Here is a 15,135-nt window from a genome sequence, read left to right on the forward strand (position 1 = left end):
TTTTTAAAAAATCTCTCTCCTCATTCGCAATTTCTGTTGCAGAGTTTGTTAAAAACAAGAATCAACTATGTGACCTATGTTGCTATGTGGTTTAACCTATTTGTTCCTTGACCACATAGACACATAGCAAACATAGACTTAGTTGTAAAAATAAAACCAACTATGTGCCCTATGTCACTATGTGGTTAACTATTCGTTTTTTTGACCACATAGACACATAGAAAATATAGACTCAATTATCAATTCTTGAGCACATAACGAAAAAGCCCTTTTATTTGTACCCATAGGGATTCAAGTAAATAAAAACTATGTGTCCTATGTATCTATGTGGGTAACTATTCGTTTTTTGACCATATAGGCACATCACAAACATAGACTTAATTGTCAATTCTAAGCCCAGAAATCAAGCTTCTTTGATTGTATTAGCAGACAACCATCAAGTTATCAACATCTTACTGTATTTCTGTTTTTTTATTATCTTTGACAACCCGATATGAAGAAAATACTATTTATTTTTTGTTTCCTCTTATTCGTCTCTCTTTCAAGCAAAGCACAAGACAACAGTGCTTCACTTCCTGCGCAATATCAGGAAATGATGAAAAAAATATTAAGTAAAATCAATTCTCCTGCAGCACAACTGCTCACCTTTGCCAAATCAATGGTTGGTGTGCCTTACAGATATGCTTCTAGCAATCCTGATAAAGGATTTGACTGCTCTGGCTTTGTCAGTTATGTATTCGAGAATTTTGGTTTCAAAGTTCCAAGATCTTCCAGAGAATTTGCCAGTACTGGTGTACCCATTAAATTAGCAGATGCCAAAGTAGGCGATGTGCTCATTTTTACAGGCACAAACCCAAGAGTAAGAAAAATTGGGCATGTGGGTATCATTTATTCCATTAAAGATGGAGATATCAAATTTATCCATTCCACCTCAGGCAAGGCACATGGCGTAACCGTTACGGAGTTTAACGACTATTATAAGAGTCGTTTCATGAAAGCGGTAAGCATTATGGAATAATACCAAAGCCTTTCTCAGTTTTCATCATTTTCTTTATCTTCATCTCAACAAAACAATTGACATGGCAGAGCTTAAAACAAAAGCAACCGAGCAATTTGTACAAGATTATTTGATGCAGATTGAAGATGAAACTACCCGACAAGATTGCCAAACCATTTGCAAACTGATGGAAGAGGTTACACAAGCTTCTGCTAAAATGTGGGGACCTGCCATTGTTGGAGTTGGCGATTATAAGTATCTCTATGAAAGCGGCCGAACCAACGATTGGTTTATGATGGGTTTTTCTCCCCGAAAGGCAAATATTAGTCTCTATATTTTAGGTTGTGATGCTGATGATAAAAAAGAGCTGTTAACCAGATTTGGCAAACATAAAGCAAGCAAAGGCTGTATTTATGTTAAAAAATTAGCCGATATTGATATAAATGTACTTAAAGAACTGTGCATAATGAGTTACGAAAAACTGAAAACCTAAACAATGGACGTAGATAAAGCAGTAGAAAACATGGTTGCCAATCTTCAGAAGAATACTGGCAAAACATTAGAAGAATGGATTCCAATCCTTAAAGCTCATGGAGCCGAAAAACATGGCGAAATGGTAAAATACCTCAAAGCAGAATATGGCTTAGGACATGGCTTTGCAAATATGATTGTGCTTAAAGCTAGAGGTGGCGATGCAGGTTCGACCACAAACAAGGATGAATTAGTAGAGAAGCAATATAACGGAAAGGAAACACTTAAGCCTATTTATGAGCAATTGATAAAAGCAATGGCAACATTAGGCGCAGATGTAGAATTCTCACCTAAAAATGCTTACGTTAGTGTAAAGCGCAAAAAACAGTTTGCCATTATTCAACCCAGCACTAAAACCCGTTTAGATTTGGGCCTAAACATCAAAAATCAAGCTGCTGTAGGCAAATTAGAACTTGCCGGAAGTTTCAATGCCATGTGTACACACCGTATCAAATTAGAAAATGAAGCTGATGTGGATGCCTTCGTAATTGATTGGTTAAAGCAAGCTTACGAAGGTGCCGGATAAATTTATATTCTTGGTTCGTGCCCCACGAACCAAGAATGCTTTTAAAGCAATACTACCTTTAAAGCATCACTTACCTTCCCTAAGTTTAGCCAAGTTTTAGCCAGCTCATGCAATTCTCTTTCACGGTTATTGGCATCGCCAATAGTGGCATCTAAAATATCTTTAACAGCAGTATTCCATCGCATGGCATCAATTTCGTCTTCGGTTGGCAGCTGCTCAATGTTACCCAACATCCCTAAATCATTTCCAGTTAAAACGTTAGAGTTTCTCACCGAAACCGGTAAAGCATCCACCCCTATTCCTAAGGTAGTTAAAGGTTTGGCTACTTTAAATAAACTTTCTGGAGTTACTCGGCAATACCAATCGCCACCTAAACGAGCTACCAGATCGATCTTCGCTTGATCTATTTTGCCATCTTCGTCTAAAATCTCTTCTTTAATATGGATGCGTTTAATTTCGGCCAGTATCAAGTTACCCGCTCCATGCTGATCGCCCAAAGCAATTACCTCTTTAACCACACATTCCAATTGCACTGGCGCCTCTGCCACTCTTGGCGGTTTAACCAAATGCGACTCTAACATGGTAAACCCGGCTTTCTCAAATTCATTTACCCCTTTGCCATATTCTGTACTGGCCAAACTGGTTTGTTGTACCATGGCATAATCAACAATGTTAATTACACATTCTTTAACCTGAAGCACATTTTCTAAAGTATGTTTAGTGGTATTGTCTCTCACCCTACGTGCCGGAGAAAAGATACACATTGGTGGGTTGGTACTAAACATGTTAAAAAAACTGAAGGGACTCAGATTGATGCGCCCATCGGCATCAATAGTAGAAGCAAAACAGATTGGACGAGGAGCAATGGCATATTGCAGATAATTCTGCAATTGAACAGGGCTTAAATCGTCACAGTTTAGAGTTAGCATTGTACGTTGAATTTTAATAACTTATCATTGATATCGAAAATCAATTAGAGCAGCTTCGATTAATGTTAGCCCCGCCATTTGCTCCAATCTTTTTGTAAATGTTTGTACCAATAGCACAAAACCATTACTTGCAAAAAGTATTTCCGCTACTGTCGGGTTTATCATAGTAGGTTTTACCTAAGTAATTTAAACCTGACAGGAACGAGCATCCCGATTTTTCATCGGGATAAAGTGTATGGCAGGACCGCAGCAACCGATATGCCCAGTACCTTGATTTTCAAAAACGTTTTTTATTTTTTTAAGGCAAGTATCGAAAAGTCGGTATCCGTTTTAGTAATGATATTGGTTAAACTGCCCAAGCCAGTAATTTCCATTTCAACAGTATCTCCAGCTTGTAACCATTGCACTTTGTAGTTTGGATCATTTAACAGACCTGTACCATTCAATTCTAATAAACAACCTGTACCAACGGTTCCAGAGCCAATTACATCTCCTGGTAAAATATCAACTCCATAAGCGCAACGCTCTATAATTTCTGCAAAGGTCCAATCCATATCTGCCATGTTACCTTCAGATAAGGTTACTCCATTTACATTACAAGTCATTTTTAAGTTATAGGCATTGCCAACATGGTTTGGTTTAGCGGCTACTTTATAAGGCTCCAACTCATCTGGTGTTACCAACCAAGGGCCAATTACAGTCGAAAAATCTTTTCCTTTTGCCGGACCTAAATTCAACAACATCTCTTCCATTTGTAAAGTACGGGCACTCATGTCGTTCATGATCATGTATCCTGCAATATAATCGTCTGCCTCTGCCGCTTTTACATTACGGCCTTTTTTACCAATTACTACCGCAACTTCCAATTCGAAATCCAATTTCTGGAAATGATCTGGCATACATTCTATTTCTCCGGGACCTTGAATAGCATTGTGGTTGGTAAAATAGAAAATCGGGTATTGGTCAAACTCGGCAATCATATCAACCTTACGGTTTCTTCTTGCTGCAGCCACATGTTGACGGAAAGCATATCCATCTCTACAAGAAGTAGGATGTGGAACTGGCGCCAAAATTTCGTAGAATATTTCTTCCTTAGGCTGTAAAGCGCCACTAATAATATCTTGATTGATCTGTTTGGCTCTTTCCATTAAAGCATCTCCACCTTGCAAAAAGGCATTCATGTCGTCAGGAATTAACTTGTTGCAAGAATTTAGATTGTAAATATGTCCATTTACAAAAACACCTAGGTGCTCTCTATCTTCGGTTTTATACGATACTAATTTCATATGATATTTGGCTAAATAATGGAATAAAGCTAGTGTTTTACATTAAACTGTACAATTCTTTTGGCTAAGAAAATCAGGAACAAATTGATTGATATCTATTTAGGCTTTGTAAATTTAATTAAGCTCCCCTCCTTTGCCATTATTATTTGAGCGGTAAGGTTAACAAACAGACCATGAGCAAAAACACCATCAATCTGATTTAAGTCTACCGATAATTTTCCTGGCTCGTTTATTAAACCAAAGTCTACATCTACTATATAATTATGGTTATCTGTTAAATAGGTTTCTGCTCCATTTAACCTCAGCTTTGTTAGCCCATTTAGTTTTTCAATCTGGGTTACAACATATTGATAAGCAATAGGTACAACCTCAACAGGCACTTTAAAAGCACCAAGCTTTGTTACTTTTTTAGAGGCATCTGTAATGATAATACTATTTTTACTTAACGAGGCTACTATTTTCTCTCTAAAAAGGGCTCCACCACCACCTTTAATTAAAGTAAGGTCTTCCGTAAATTCATCGGCACCATCAATGCTGATATCGATATGGCTAACTGTTCCAAGCTCGAGCATCTCAATGCCTAAAGAAATAGCCAACGTTGCGGTTTTAACTGAACTTGCCACACCTTTAATCTGTAAACCATTTTTTACCCTTGCAGCCAATTCTTGAATGGCAAAAGTTGCTGTAGAACCTGTGCCCAAACCTACCACATCATGATCATTAACCAAAGCTACAGCCGCCTTTGCAGCAGCTAGCTTTTCTTCGTCTTGATGATGCTCAGATTGGATAGACATATTTTAAAAGTAAGGAAAGAAATTTGAACTTTGCTATTTAAACCGTAATTTAGATTCGTAAATGATCAGCCATTCATCATATCAAAATCACAATGCAAACGAGGTTCTCGCTGCATTTAGGTATGCCATGCTTTCAAAGATCATTTTTGCCCAATATTCTTTTTAAGCCCTTTCATTCTAAGCGCACCAATTCAAACGTTTTCACGTTTTTATCGTTATATATTTTACATACTAACCAAATTACCTAACGCTATGCCTATTTACCATACCTTAGGAACAATTCCAGCTAAAAGACATACGGTTTTTCGTAAACCCGATGGCAATTTATATGCTGAAGAATTGGTTTCTACCGAAGGTTTCTCGAGTTTATACTCATTGGTTTACCATTGCCATCCACCTACAATTGTAAAATCTTTAGGAGAACCTTATTCTGTAGAGCCCAAAATTGCTCGAGAAAAACACTTACGTCACACCAGTTTGATTGGCTTTAACATCAAACCAGAAGACGATTACCTGAAGAGCCGCAAGCCAGTTTTGGTCAATAGCGACCTGCACATCTCTTTGGCTGCTCCTAAAAAATCTATGACCGATTATTTCTATAAAAATAGTCAGGCAGACGAAGTGATTTTTATCCACGAAGGAAGTGGCACCTTGAAAACTGGCTTTGGCCAGATCAAATTTGTATATGGCGATTACTTGGTTATTCCTCGTGGCACCATTTATCAATTGGAATTTGATGATGAGAAAAACCGTCTTTTTATTGTAGAGAGTTTTAGCCCAATCCGTACCCCAAAACGCTATCGTAATGCTTTTGGGCAGTTGGAAGAGCATTCTCCTTTTTGCGAAAGAGATATCAAACGTCCTCAAAACCTCGAGACTATTGATGAGTTTGGAGATTTTAAGGTATTGATCAAAAAACAAGGGATCATGTATCCTTATACTTACGGCACCCATCCTTTTGATTTTGTGGGTTGGGACGGTTTCCATTATCCATGGGCATTTTCAATCCATGATTTTGAACCGATTACCGGTCGTTTGCACCAACCACCACCAGTACACCAAACTTTTGAAGGGCATAACTTTGTGATCTGCTCTTTCGTTCCACGTAAATACGATTACCATCCTTTATCGATTCCTGCACCATATAACCATAGCAATGTAGATAGCGATGAAGTATTGTATTATGTAGATGGTGATTTTATGAGCCGTAAAAGCGTGGTAAAAGGACAGATTACGCTCCATCCGGGTGGAATTCCTCACGGACCGCACCCAGGAACTGTAGAAAAATCAATTGGTAAAGAAAAAACAGAAGAGTTAGCGGTAATGATAGACCCTTTCAGACCTTTAATGTTAACACAAGATGCAGTTGATATTGAAGACGAAAGTTACCACACCAGCTGGCAGATTAATGTAGAATAAGAGCAGAATTTAAGAATTTTTAGGATAAGGCAAGATTTAACATTCAAACCTTAAAACTTTTAAACATTACAACAAAAATGACAACACAAACATTTGCAGAAAAAATAGCAAAGGCACAAGATTTTCTTCCTATTAATGGAACAGATTATATCGAGTTTTATGTAGGTAATGCCAAACAAGCTGCACATTATTATAAAACAGCCTTCGGTTTTCAATCTTTAGCTTATGCTGGACCAGAAACTGGCGTTCGCGACAGAGCTTCGTATGTTTTACAACAAGGCAAGATCAGGTTAATTTTAACCACTGCGCTAAAATCTGATAGTCTTATTGCTGAGCACGTTAAAAGCCATGGCGATGGGGTAAAGATATTGGCCCTTTGGGTTGATGATGCCTATAGCGCTTTTGAAGAAACGACCAAACGTGGAGCAAAACCATATTTGGCACCACAAACGCTAACTGATGAGCATGGCGAGGTAAAAATGTCGGGGATTTATACCTATGGCGAAACCGTACACATGTTTATTGAGCGCAAAAACTATACAGGTCCATTTATGCCGGGTTACCGCGAGTGGAACAGCGACTACAACCCTAGCGATGCTGGTCTTTTGTACATTGACCATTGTGTAGGAAATGTGGGTTGGAACCGAATGAACGAAACCGTAAAATGGTATGAAGAGGTGATGGGTTTTGTAAACATCCTTTCATTTGACGACAAACAGATCAATACTGAATATTCTGCTTTAATGAGTAAGGTAATGAGCAACGGAAATGGTTTCTCTAAATTCCCGATCAACGAGCCAGCAGAAGGTAAAAAGAAATCGCAGATTGAAGAGTATTTAGAGTTTTACGAAGGTGAAGGCGTACAGCACATTGCTGTAGCTACCAAAGATATTGTAAAAACAGTAAAAGAACTTAAGGCTCGAGGTGTTGAATTTTTAAGTGCACCACCAGAGGCTTATTACGATATGATGCCAAATCGCGTAGGTGAAATTGACGAAGAAATTGAGCTATTAAAAGGCTTAGGCATTTTGGTTGATTGTGATGAGGAAGGTTATTTGTTGCAGATCTTTACCAAACCAGTAGAAGATCGCCCGACACTTTTCTTCGAAATTATTCAACGTAAAGGTGCACAATCTTTTGGTGCAGGTAACTTTAAAGCTTTATTTGAATCGTTAGAACGCGAACAAGAGTTAAGAGGAAATTTATAGTCACATAACCCGATCGTTGTCAGTCTGAGCTTGTCGAAGACTTAAAGCAACGTTTCAACAGGCTCAACGTGACAGATTTTTTAAGAAAATAACAAAAAGCTCCATTTATTTCAATTATAAATGGAGCTTTTTTATGTAATCATCATCCCTTTAACAATGCCCTAAAGCATAATAGATGATCACAAATATGAGAATGGTTGACAAACAACCTCCACCTAGTTTTTTGGCACCATAGCCTGCAATTATAGTTCTAAAGAAATTATTCATCAGCTATTTTTTCGAGTATAACCATTAAACACCATAAAATGTTTGCAAGAATTGTTCGCTTTTTTTATTGAGTGTTGGTCGAGATGTGCCATCTCGACTAAAATAATTGTGGATTTTTAATCCACTTTAAGCCATAAGTTTTATTTTTCTTTAATCACAATCAACAAACCTTTCCCTTTTGGAATGGTCAATTCACTTTGTGCTGTTAAATTAGCTCCTACCTGAAAATTCTGAACTTCTGGCACTACAATACTCGCCTTTGCTGGATCAATACCTAATTTCTTCCAATCTATAGTCAATGCTACCTTTACATCTTGATCGGCCCAACTTGCTATCGCCACCAAAGCACTTCCTTGTTTTTGATAAACGGTGGCTAACACTTCGCCATTGTTTGTTTTAACCGGACAGTTTTCAGACCAGTACCCGATCATTTTTGTTCCTTTCATTCCAAAATTATCCCATACTTTCCAAATTGGTCGTGGATCATTATTTCCAGACCAAGGCAAACGATTGGTCATTCCGTACACCATGCCACGCCATTGGTTACCCCCATCTTGTAACATCTCACCCATTAGGCCAAAAGGAATACCACTTACTTCAGTTAAAAAGAAATCGGGCTTATTTTTCTCATAATCAAAATATTCTCCAAACCATAACCTGTTCAGGTAAGGAAAATGTTCCATATACAAATTGCCACTATTGTTAAAACCGTCACTTTTGTTGTATTGGTTGGCAGAGTGCAGGTCAATAATTCCTGGATGTCCATTTTGGGTCAGCACCCGTTTTACCCGTTTCATGGTAATCCGATCAAACGCTACATCATCTAGGTAAATGCCATCAATACCCACATTCTTGGTTAACCAGTTCATACCTTCCACATAATAGTTGTGCCAACGGCTCATTCCACTATTTACAATGGCTGCATCCTTAATCTCAGGCACAAACCAGGCGGCGATATAATCGTCCTTTATGTGTTCTTGTAACCAAGAAAAACCTCCACCCTTACCTGGAGAATAGATTTCGTGACCTAAACTGCGCATCGGAAAAGTTTCGTAAGCCCGGTTTGACAGTTCTCGTACGGTATTGTAGATTTTCACTTTCAATCCTTTTTGATGCGCTTCATCAATGTAACTTTTCATTTTAGCATGTTCAATAAATGGATAATTGATCCACGGATTGATTGGTGTAGCATGGTGAATATTTACTACCGTTGCGCCCGTTGCCTTAATGCTATCAATACTATTGTACTTATGGTAAAAACGGTTTGCCCATTGAAAATCGGTATCTATGGTATGGAAAGGCGTAATTAACAAAGTAAAGTTATAATACAGCACCTCTCCTTTTTTCATCTGGCGTTCGCCTGTATAATTATTAGCCAACATAGAACTTCCCTTAATGCCAATGGTAACCCCACCTTTGTTTCCGTTACCCCATGATGTAGGCAAGAGTAAAGGCTTTTGTAGGTAAAAATTGGTATTTAATGGCCTTACATATTTTTCATCACGTAGCGAATATTGCAAGCCAGCATTAACGTTGCCCAACCATGCTCCATCCTGATTTTTAGTGGCCACATCCCATTTCCATTCTACCTGCTCAGGGCGAAGACCACCTTTTTGTCCAAAACCCATCATATAAGTCGCGGCTGTTTTGTTAAATGGAATATGCATTGTTACATCCTTCAAATCAACATCTTGTAAAGCTGTAACTTTAACTGTATAGGTTAAAAAGCCATCAAATTCTAAACTACCATTTACCTCCATCCGCAAACTGTCGTTCGCATTTTTGGTTTTCCATTGTACGGTACCTGCTTCTTTTTTGGTAAACTCAACACCGCCATCATTCAGCTTTATATTTTTGCCATCAGCCTTGCGTACAAAGTGGAAATGGATATTTTCTGCCAATAAATTATTTGGGGTAGTGGTATAATCTGTCATTTCCTGACTAAAGAAGGTTTGGATTTGTTTGGGAAAACCATTTTTATCTAACTCAACTTTTCTGCCCAAAAGGCCTATGGTATTTCCTTGCACTACCAATGCTGTATATGGAGCAATGACCGTATTTTTTTGGGCAAGTGTAGAATTTAGCCAAGTTAAACGGGTTTGTTTCCAAGGTTCGTTGATCCCATTTTCCTTACTCAATTGTGCCCCAACCTGAATGGTTAACTGAATATTCTGACTAGGTGCATTGGCAGCAGAAACAGTTACTGTTCCACTATACTTGCCTGCCTTAGCAGTAGTTGGAATAGTTAACAAACACCATAACGCCTGTACTTGGTTTTGTGCAACATTTACTTCCTTACTTAGCGGATTTCCATCATAAGCTACCCCATCTGTATTTAAACAAGAAATCAGTTTTGCAGAAATTTTATTGCCGACCTTATCTTTCAGGTCATTAAATTTTAACTTCACCTGCTGCAAATCTTTTAACGCATAAATGCCCAACTGGAAGGAGAAATTCTCACCTCTTAAAGCCTGATCAGTAAATGTTTTTTGTGGCCCTTTAATGATCCAACGTTGTGGAATGTCATTCTTCATCACAATTGGATAATTTCTATTTTCTGGGAAAACAAGATAAGCCGGTTCTGCATTTTTGGCTTTGAGTTGCGCTACCTCAGTTGATGTAGCAATTACCTCCATCGGATACAAGCTATTGAAAGCATTGATAGATTCGATCTGTACTACTTTAGCATTTACCGGAATGGCTTCACCTTCTTTTTTGGTCATCCAATCTGCTAATTTTTCTTGTTTAGGATAAACTCCTTTAGGATAGTTAGACCTACCTTCGTTTTTATAAGGTTGGTAATAAATGTAATATTGACCTGCTCCACTTTCTGGTTCGAAACAGATCAGTCCATTTTCTTTGGTAATGGACAAGGGCAAAATATGGTTAATTTTCTTTCCTGTTCGGGCATCTTGTACAATGATCATCTTTTGCTCAGGATTTGGATCACTCCTCCGCCATGCGATAGCTACTTTGGCAATTTTACCTATACCTGCAAAACTGACCAATACCCTTTGGTTGCCCAATGAATCGGCGTTCCAGCTATTTTTTGAGGTAGTATATTTAATTTCTTGGGCAGAGCCACATAAGCAGAACAAGCTCAAAAAGAGTCCAGTTAAAAATAGAGATTTCATAGATCAGCGCTTTACAGTACTATTGAGCTGTAAATTTAATTTATTTCTCGATTGTTTAATGCAAAGGATGAATTATATGGTTACAGCCAAGCAAAAACATACTTTAACCGCTAAAAAGCCATTTATTGGTATAATTTTATTAATTTTGGTAACTGGGGTAAAATGTAAAGATGTACGCTAAAACAATAAAAAGGTCACAATTATTCTTCAAACATCTTAGAATAGCTTTTAAGTTATTTAGAAAGAACGACCCTTTACGTTTAGCAGGTGCCACTGCCTTTTTTGCCAATTTCGCCCTCCCTCCCATCTTGCTCATTTTAATCCGTTTATTCGGTTTTTTTGTAGACCGAAAAATTATGGCCAAACAATTGTTTGAGCGTTTATCGAGTATTTTAGATGAAAGCAGTACCGAACAGATTCGTTTTACGCTACGTAATATTAGGGGTATCGATTACAATTGGTGGGCAACCATTCTCAGTTTTGTATTTTTTATTTTTGTGGCCACCACACTATTTGGGGTCATTAAAAACTCTATGGACCAAATTTGGAGCATTGGACTAAATGAGAAGTTAGGAATTTTATTTAACCTCAAACTTAGAGGCCGTTCTATGGTAATTATTCTGCTGGCAGGCATTTTATTCTTTGTAGGCTTATTAACAGATAGTATTCAGGCTTTTATAGGCACCTATATCAACACCGCTTCGCCAACCTTCGGAAAGATTTTTCTCTCCATTTTAAACCAACTTCTCTTTGTTATTATTGTAACCACTTGGTTTGCCGTACTTTTTAGATTTTTAACCAATGGCAGACCAAGCTGGAAAATTGCAGTTCGTGGTGGTTTGTTAACTGGAATATTATTTACACTCGGAAAATACATTTTACGCATTATGCTGCCGTTAAGTAACATTGGCAACGTTTATGGTGCCTCAGGCTCCATCATTCTAATTATGCTATTTGTATTCTACTCTTCGTTTATATTCTATTATGGCGCCTGTTTTGTAAAAGTATTGAGCGATGCCACTAAAAGACCTATACGCCCAATTAAAGGTGCTTTTTTATACGAATTGAAAGAAATAGTTAAAGAAAAAAACTAATTGGTACGTAGGCCAACCCGCTCAAAACCCTGCATTTCGAAAACTGCCAATTGATTTAACAAATTGCAATGTAAGGTTCCAAAAAAATTAAAAATCCCATCTTTGTTTTTACCTTCTATACAGATTGTCTCTTTTACAATCTCGCTTTGTGCTAAATTTTGGTCAGCAAGGATCATCTCTTCGTCCTGAATAATGATGTCTTTTGCTTCAATTGCGAACTCTTTCAATAGCGCTAAAAAGCTTTGTCCGTTTAACAACAGTTCTTTGATATTCATAGTGATAAGATTTAGGGTTGAGTATAAATACATCATCAATTTTGAAGCCAAAAAAAATGGGCAACCTCTAAAAGATTACCCATTCCTCGTTTAACCAAAAAGATGGTCTAATTAAAATATTCTAAAGCCAATACCTAGGGTGTACAAGTTCAATTTGGTAGTTGGATAACCATCTGAATTGATCTTAGAAAGTCCAGACTCATACCTCAAGTCGGCACTTAATTTACCAATATCAACACCTGCCCCAAACTGCCATGCAAATGCCTTGTCTTTAAACTTGCCATTAAATGCAGCAGAAGCTGCCTGACCAAAATTTTGATCTTCATCTAAATTAAATGAAATAACTGGGCCAGTATTTAAACGCAGACCAAAACCCGCAGCACCAAATTTGGTTCCGATTAATACGGGGATATCCAAGCTTTTAAATTTCACTTTATTGTCTTGCCCAGCATTGCTTGTTAAAGTGGTATTTTTACCAGATAGATAAAGTTCGGGTTGCAGATAGATGCCTGCACCACCAATACGTGCCCATATACCCGCATAATAACCTGCTTGGTTGTCGCTGCTAAAGGTATTTGAGGTTTTAAATTTAGAAAGATTTACTCCCCCTTTTACTCCAAGTTGAAATGTAGGTAACGCTTGACTGTAGGCTAAACAGCTAAAACTGATCAGCAACATAGATAGGATGATTTTTCTCATAACGAAATATTATAAACTTGTAAGATAATTTATTTATGTAAATTTAATAATATTTTAAATTGAAAGCCAATTTGTGTAGTTTTAGTCGCTCCCTATTGAAATTCAATATTACCATTATTGGATATTTTTCATGACCCTTAAATGAACTTTACATACAATACCTATGCCGTTATTTTATTAGCATGTGGGTTTGCAACAATTATTCTATCCAATTACATTTTCAGAAAAGGCGGCAAGGCAGTACAATGGTTTAGCTTAATGATGTTCTCCAACTCCATATGGTCTATTGCCTATGGTTTAGAGTTGGCCAGCAGCACGCTCTCTCAAATCAAATTCTTTATCAATATTGAATACTTGGGTATTGCTACCTTGCCCTTAAACTGGTTTTTATTTTGCCTACAGTTTTGTGGTAAAGATTGCTGGTATAAAAAACCTCGCAACATCACTTTGATCCTTATTGTTCCAATCATTACCGTGGCAATGGTATGGACCAACCAATACCATCATTTATACTATAAAAACATATCGGTAGATACCAGTGGGCCTTTTCCAATGGCCAATATCGAAACAGGTTTATGGTATCAACTCTTTACCGTTTATTTTTATCTACTGTTGGCCTGTGGTTGTTACTTGATCTTGGCAAAGTTCAGAACTTCTGATCCGATTTATAGAAAGCAGAACTACAGCATCATTATTGCCGCATTTATTCCTTGGGCTGCAAATTTATGCTACTTACTTGGCTACAGACCCCTCGGACATGTAGACATCACCCCTTTTGCTTTTATTGTAACCAGTTTTTTAATTCTGATCGGAATTTTTCGTTTCAAGCTTTTCGACATTATTCCATTGGCCAGAGAGAAGGTATTGGAGTTGATGCGAGATGGTTTCTTTGTCCTTGATCAAAAAAATAGGGTAATAGATTACAATAAATCGATCAAGAAATATATCCATTTGAAAAAAGGGAGCAAACTGATCGGTGCTTCACTTGTCGATATTTTCCCAGATCAGCCTGCATTTTTTGAAAAGATCAATGCACATATTCCCGGAAAAATGGAACTCAATATTATGGTGAATGAACAAAATCTGTTTTTAGAAGCTGATATCCTTTTTTTGAACGACAACCAGATTAACAGTGATTTTAGCATTATTAAACTACAAGATCTAACTGCGTTTAAACAGGATACCATTCGTGCCAGAGAACAAGCCAATGAATTGGAAAGGTTGAATCAGTTAAAAGACCGGATATTTTCTATCATTGCTCATGATTTAAGAGGACCGCTAGTTAATTTATCGGAAGTTTTAAAGATGATTGCGAACGATCAGATTACCAACGATGAATTTAAAACCATCTCTCCAACTTTAAGTAAAGACATTATTTACACCACCGATCTTTTGGAAAATATCTTACACTGGTCGAGAAGTCAATTGAAAGGATTTGGAATTAAAAAGGAGTTTTTCAATTTAAGAAACCTCATTATCAACGAAATTAATTACCACTTACCTGCTGCAAGTCTTAAAAAGATACAGATTATCCACGATGTTTTTCCGGGCGAAATGGTTTTTGCTGATGTGTTAATGGTGCAAATTGTGGTAAGGAACATCCTTAACAATGCCATTAAGTTTTGTAATGAAAACTGTGAGATCCACATTACAGCGGCCTATCAGAAAAATAGCACCATGCTGGTCTGCATTAAAGATAATGGTGTAGGTATCCGCGAAGATGTATTGGCCAGACTTTTTAAAGACGAAAGCATATCTACCAGAGGTACTTTAAACGAAAAAGGTACAGGTTTGGGCTTAATTGTTTGTAAAGATTTTATGGCCCGTAATGATGGGGATATTTTTGTAGAAAGTAAACCCGGCGCAGGTGCCAAGTTTTGCATCTCTTTGCCAACGGTTAATGCTTATGGTTAAACTCCATCGTTTTCAATCGGTAATTCCATATTAAAATAAAAGCAGGGCTAACTCATTGCTAA

13 protein-coding genes are annotated in these 15,135 nt (G+C 37.4%); 7 read left to right on the forward strand and 6 right to left on the reverse strand.

The window, feature by feature from the left end; genetic code table 11:
- Nucleotides 1-493 precede the first annotated feature (493 nt).
- The 3 genes from AQF98_RS01775 to AQF98_RS01785 all read left to right on the forward strand — a co-directional run bounded on the left by AQF98_RS01775 (nucleotide 494) and on the right by AQF98_RS01785 (nucleotide 2,054).
- A complete protein-coding gene (locus tag AQF98_RS01775) occupies nucleotides 494-1,018 on the forward strand; it encodes a C40 family peptidase (RefSeq protein ID WP_055130201.1) in 525 nt (174 codons plus the stop codon).
- 61 nt (nucleotides 1,019-1,079) lie between these two features.
- Entirely contained in the window at nucleotides 1,080-1,490 is a 411-nt protein-coding gene (locus tag AQF98_RS01780; protein WP_055130202.1) for a DUF1801 domain-containing protein, read from the forward strand.
- Between the two features lie 3 nt (nucleotides 1,491-1,493).
- Nucleotides 1,494-2,054, forward strand: a complete 561-nt coding sequence (locus AQF98_RS01785) for a DUF4287 domain-containing protein (protein ID WP_200911826.1) — start codon at nucleotides 1,494-1,496, stop codon at nucleotides 2,052-2,054.
- 41 nt (nucleotides 2,055-2,095) lie between these two features.
- Here the strand turns inward: AQF98_RS01785 and AQF98_RS01790 are convergent, their stop codons facing one another.
- The 3 genes from AQF98_RS01790 to rpiA all read right to left on the reverse strand — a co-directional run bounded on the left by AQF98_RS01790 (nucleotide 2,096) and on the right by rpiA (nucleotide 5,063).
- Nucleotides 2,096-2,983: a flavin reductase family protein gene (locus AQF98_RS01790; protein ID WP_055130203.1), complete on the reverse strand. Its 888-nt coding sequence runs from the start codon at nucleotides 2,981-2,983 to the stop codon at nucleotides 2,096-2,098.
- 290 nt (nucleotides 2,984-3,273) lie between these two features.
- Entirely contained in the window at nucleotides 3,274-4,269 is a 996-nt protein-coding gene (locus tag AQF98_RS01795) for a fumarylacetoacetate hydrolase family protein (protein ID WP_055130204.1), read from the reverse strand.
- 95 nt (nucleotides 4,270-4,364) lie between these two features.
- Complete coding sequence (gene rpiA / locus AQF98_RS01800; RefSeq protein WP_055130205.1) at nucleotides 4,365-5,063, reverse strand: ribose-5-phosphate isomerase RpiA; 699 nt, start codon at nucleotides 5,061-5,063, stop codon at nucleotides 4,365-4,367.
- Nucleotides 5,064-5,315: 252 nt separating this feature from the next.
- Between rpiA and AQF98_RS01805 the strand changes: the two genes are divergently transcribed.
- The gene (locus AQF98_RS01805) at nucleotides 5,316-6,482 is read left to right on the forward strand and encodes a homogentisate 1,2-dioxygenase (RefSeq protein ID WP_055130206.1); all 1,167 of its coding nucleotides are present in this window, start codon (nucleotides 5,316-5,318) and stop codon (nucleotides 6,480-6,482) included.
- Nucleotides 6,483-6,559: 77 nt separating this feature from the next.
- Entirely contained in the window at nucleotides 6,560-7,690 is a 1,131-nt protein-coding gene (gene hppD, locus AQF98_RS01810) for a 4-hydroxyphenylpyruvate dioxygenase (protein WP_055130207.1), read from the forward strand.
- A gap of 407 nt (nucleotides 7,691-8,097) precedes the next feature.
- Here hppD and AQF98_RS01815 read toward each other — a convergent pair whose 3' ends face one another.
- Complete coding sequence (locus AQF98_RS01815; protein ID WP_055130208.1) at nucleotides 8,098-11,091, reverse strand: glycoside hydrolase domain-containing protein; 2,994 nt, start codon at nucleotides 11,089-11,091, stop codon at nucleotides 8,098-8,100.
- Nucleotides 11,092-11,261: 170 nt separating this feature from the next.
- Here AQF98_RS01815 and AQF98_RS01820 point away from each other — a divergent pair, with 170 nt between their 5' ends.
- Nucleotides 11,262-12,185 (forward strand): YihY/virulence factor BrkB family protein, encoded by a 924-nt coding sequence (locus AQF98_RS01820; RefSeq protein WP_055130209.1) that lies wholly within the window; start codon nucleotides 11,262-11,264, stop codon nucleotides 12,183-12,185.
- Here the strand turns inward: AQF98_RS01820 and AQF98_RS01825 are convergent.
- Together AQF98_RS01825 and AQF98_RS01830 are read right to left on the reverse strand one after the other, a co-directional pair.
- Nucleotides 12,182-12,460, reverse strand: a complete 279-nt coding sequence (locus tag AQF98_RS01825) for a hypothetical protein (RefSeq protein WP_055130210.1) — start codon at nucleotides 12,458-12,460, stop codon at nucleotides 12,182-12,184. The two genes, AQF98_RS01820 and AQF98_RS01825, sit on opposite strands and share 4 nt — an antisense overlap.
- 111 nt (nucleotides 12,461-12,571) lie before the next feature.
- Nucleotides 12,572-13,159: a porin family protein gene (locus AQF98_RS01830; protein ID WP_055130211.1), complete on the reverse strand. Its 588-nt coding sequence runs from the start codon at nucleotides 13,157-13,159 to the stop codon at nucleotides 12,572-12,574.
- A gap of 141 nt (nucleotides 13,160-13,300) precedes the next feature.
- On the opposite strand from AQF98_RS01830, the gene AQF98_RS01835 reads away from it, so the two are divergent.
- The gene (locus AQF98_RS01835) at nucleotides 13,301-15,073 is read left to right on the forward strand and encodes a histidine kinase N-terminal 7TM domain-containing protein (protein ID WP_055130212.1); all 1,773 of its coding nucleotides are present in this window, start codon (nucleotides 13,301-13,303) and stop codon (nucleotides 15,071-15,073) included.
- The last annotated feature ends 62 nt before the right edge of the window (nucleotides 15,074-15,135 follow it).

Source organism: Pedobacter sp. Hv1, assembly GCF_001412215.1.
GTDB lineage: Bacteria > Bacteroidota > Bacteroidia > Sphingobacteriales > Sphingobacteriaceae > Pedobacter.

Bases quoted from the DNA above. Each gene is read 5' to 3' on its own strand.
- AQF98_RS01825 (WP_055130210.1), bottom strand. From the start codon at position 12,460: ATGAATATCAAAGAACTGTTGTTAAACGGACAAAGCTTTTTAGCGCTA.
- AQF98_RS01830 (WP_055130211.1), bottom strand. From the start codon at position 13,159: ATGAGAAAAATCATCCTATCTATGTTGCTGATCAGTTTTAGCTGTTTA.
- hppD (WP_055130207.1), top strand. From the start codon at position 6,560: ATGACAACACAAACATTTGCAGAAAAAATAGCAAAGGCACAAGATTTT.
- AQF98_RS01820 (WP_055130209.1), top strand. From the start codon at position 11,262: ATGTACGCTAAAACAATAAAAAGGTCACAATTATTCTTCAAACATCTT.
- AQF98_RS01775 (WP_055130201.1), top strand. From the start codon at position 494: ATGAAGAAAATACTATTTATTTTTTGTTTCCTCTTATTCGTCTCTCTT.
- AQF98_RS01790 (WP_055130203.1), bottom strand. From the start codon at position 2,983: ATGCTAACTCTAAACTGTGACGATTTAAGCCCTGTTCAATTGCAGAAT.
- AQF98_RS01780 (WP_055130202.1), top strand. From the start codon at position 1,080: ATGGCAGAGCTTAAAACAAAAGCAACCGAGCAATTTGTACAAGATTAT.
- AQF98_RS01795 (WP_055130204.1), bottom strand. From the start codon at position 4,269: ATGAAATTAGTATCGTATAAAACCGAAGATAGAGAGCACCTAGGTGTT.
- AQF98_RS01835 (WP_055130212.1), top strand. From the start codon at position 13,301: ATGAACTTTACATACAATACCTATGCCGTTATTTTATTAGCATGTGGG.
- AQF98_RS01805 (WP_055130206.1), top strand. From the start codon at position 5,316: ATGCCTATTTACCATACCTTAGGAACAATTCCAGCTAAAAGACATACG.
- rpiA (WP_055130205.1), bottom strand. From the start codon at position 5,063: ATGTCTATCCAATCTGAGCATCATCAAGACGAAGAAAAGCTAGCTGCT.
- AQF98_RS01815 (WP_055130208.1), bottom strand. From the start codon at position 11,091: ATGAAATCTCTATTTTTAACTGGACTCTTTTTGAGCTTGTTCTGCTTA.
- AQF98_RS01785 (WP_200911826.1), top strand. From the start codon at position 1,494: ATGGACGTAGATAAAGCAGTAGAAAACATGGTTGCCAATCTTCAGAAG.